Annotated in this window: 1 protein-coding gene; it reads right to left on the reverse strand. The window is 71.8% G+C overall.

Annotated elements, in window-relative coordinates; all coding sequences use genetic code 11:
* Positions 1–41 precede the first annotated feature (41 nt).
* Complete coding sequence (locus tag DQW06_RS24410) at positions 42–2,528, reverse strand: DNA topoisomerase (ATP-hydrolyzing) subunit A (protein WP_013154316.1); 2,487 nt, start codon at positions 2,526–2,528, stop codon at positions 42–44.
* Between the last annotated feature and the right edge of the window lie 299 nt (positions 2,529–2,827).

Genomic DNA, 2,827 nt, shown 5'->3' on the forward strand with positions numbered 1-2,827 from the left:
CACCGGACGGATCCGGTGCGCGCGGCGCTCTCCGAGACGAGTCAGGCTTTCGCTCCGGGAACGGTGATCCCGGAGTCGGTCTGTCCGCTACCTACAGTAACGATCGCGCGGGGCAGCGCGTCACCGGACCCGTCCCGACGGTCGATCGGGTCGGGCAGGCGGACCGGCTTGCCGTCCGCGCGCGCGGCGCGGGCGGGGGAGCGGCCGATCCATCCGAACAGCAGGGTGTCCTCGCCCTTGAGGTAGCGGTGGCAGCGCACGCCGCCGGTGGCGCGGCCCTTGACCGGGTAGGCCTCGAAGGGCGTGACCTTGGCCGAACCGGCCTGGGTGCCCTCCAGGGCGCCGGAGGAGCCGGAGACGGTGACCACCACCGAGTCCTGCGGACTGGGCACGGCGCCGAACCACAGCACCCGCGCCCCCTCCGACAGGCGCACGCCCGCCACACCGCCCGCGGGCCGCCCCTGGGGCCGTACGGCGCTCGCGGAGAAGCGCAGCAGCTGGGCCTCGGAGGTGATGAAGGCCAGGTCCTCCTCCCCCGTGGACAGCTGGGTGACGCCCACGACGCGGTCGTCGTCCTTGAGCGCCACGACCTCGAAGTCGTCCTTGTTGGGCGGGTAGTCGGGGGAGACCCGCTTGACCACGCCGCCGCGCGTGCCCAGGGCGAAGCCGGGACCCGAGGCGTCCATGGACACCACCGACACCACCCGTTCGTCCCCGTCGAGCTGGACGAACTCGGACACGTCCAGCCCCGAGGCCAGCGGCGGGCTGTCCCCGCCCTCGTCGGGCAGCTCCGGCAGCTCCACCACCGGCACGCGGATCATCCGGCCCAGGTCGGTGACCAGGCCCACGGCGGAGCGCGAGGTGGTGGGGACGGACACGTGGACCGCGTCGTGCCGGGTGCGCAGGCCCTCGTACACGCGCGGCACCGAGGGTCCCTTGCTGCGGCCGATCGCGCCGTGCACGCCCATCAGCACGTGGCAGGGCTGGTCGGCCATCTCCAGCGGGATCACCGCGCTGCGGGCCACGCCGTCGCTCTCGCGCAGCTGCGTGCGACGCGGGGTGGCGAACTCCTTGGCGACGTCGCCCATCTCCTTGGAGACCAGGCGGCGCAGCTTCTTGTCCGACTCCAGGACCGCGGTGAGGGCGTCGACCTCCTTGTTGAGCTTGTCCCGCTCGGTCTCCAGCTCCATCCGGTCGAAGCGGGTCAGGCGCCGCAGCGGGGTCTCCAGGATGTAGCGGGCCTGGATCTCCGACAGGTCGTAGGCGCCCATGAGCGACTCGCGGGCGGCGGCGGTGTCCTCGGCCTCGCGGATCAGGGAGATGACCCGGTCGATGTCCAGCAGGGCCACGAGCAGGCCGTCCACCAGGTGCAGGCGCTCCTGGCGCTTGGCTCGGCGGAACTCGCTGCGGCGGCGCACCACGTCGAGGCGGTGGTTGACGTAGACCTCGAGGAGTTCGCGCAGTCCCAGCGTCTGGGGCTGGCCGTCCACGAGGGCCACGTTGTTGATGCCGAAGGACTCCTCCATCGGCGTGAGCCGGTACAGCTCCTCCAGGACCGCCTCGGGGTTGAAGCCGTTCTTGAGCTCGATGACCAGGCGCAGGCCCTGCGTGCGGTCGGTCAGGTCCTTCAGGTCCGAGATGCCCTGGAGCTTCTTGGACTGCACCAGCTCCTTGATCCGGCTGATGACCTTCTCCGGGCCCACGCTGTAGGGCAGCTCGGTGACCACCAGGCCGGTGCGGCGCGCGGACACCTTCTCGATGGAGACGGTGGCGCGGGTCTTGAACGTGCCCCGGCCGCTGCGGTAGGCGTCGCGGATGCCGTCCAGGCCGACGATGGTGCCGCCGGTGGGCAGGTCCGGGCCCGGGACGAACTCGGTGAGCTCCTCCAGGGTGGCCTCGGGGTGGGCGATCAGGTGGCGGGCGGCCGCGACGACCTCGCCCAGGTTGTGCGGGGCCATGTTGGTGGCCATGCCCACCGCGATGCCGGAGGCGCCGTTGACCAGCAGGTTCGGGAAGGCGGCGGGCAGGACCTCGGGCTCGGTCTCCTGGCCGTCGTAGTTGGGCCGGAAGTCGACGACGTTCTCGTCGATGGAGGCGACCAGCTGCTCGGCGGCGCGGTCCAGGCGCGCCTCGGTGTAGCGCATGGCGGCCGGCGCGTCGTCGCCGCCCAGGGAGCCGAAGTTGCCGTGGCCGTCCACCAGGGGCACGCGCATGGCGAAGGGCTGGCTCAGGCGCACGAGCGCGTCGTAGATGGCGGTGTCGCCGTGGGGGTGGAGGCGGCCCATCACGTCCCCGACGACGCGGGCGCACTTGACGTGGCCGCGGTCGTGCCGCAGCCCCATCTCGTTCATCTGGTAGAGGATGCGCCGCTGCACCGGTTTCATACCGTCGCGCGCGTCCGGTAGCGCGCGTTGGTAGATGACCGAGTAGGCGTACTCCAGGAAGCTGCCGCGCATCTCCTCGGAGACGTCGATGTCGATGATCTTCTCGGCGAGATCCTCGGGGGGACGGGAAGTAGTACGGGCCATGTCCGTAATTCTGGCCTGTGCCAGAGACTGAAACGTACAAGGACGCGTCACCGGGCGGGTGTGAGCCTCGTGACGCGGCGTCGTGTGTGCCGCTGCGACGTGGGGGTTGTGTGGGGGTGGGCGGGTCCGCGATGTTTCTGTGCTTGGGTGCCGGACGGCCGCACAACGCTCCGATCGTGCCCGGAACGCCCGAAACGGAGCCGCGGGCGCGGTCCGTTTCGGTTGGCGCGTCCCGCGGCGGGGCGGAGGGCGCCCCCGGCGCCCGCGGGGCGCCGGGGGCCGGGCGTCAGTCGGTGAAG

It is taken from the genome of Nocardiopsis sp. TNDT3 (assembly GCF_003427465.1).
In the GTDB taxonomy this organism is placed as follows: Bacteria; Actinomycetota; Actinomycetes; order Streptosporangiales; family Streptosporangiaceae; genus Nocardiopsis; species Nocardiopsis dassonvillei.

Bases quoted from the DNA above. Each gene is read 5' to 3' on its own strand.
- DQW06_RS24410 (WP_013154316.1), bottom strand. From the start codon at position 2,528: ATGGCCCGTACTACTTCCCGTCCCCCCGAGGATCTCGCCGAGAAGATC.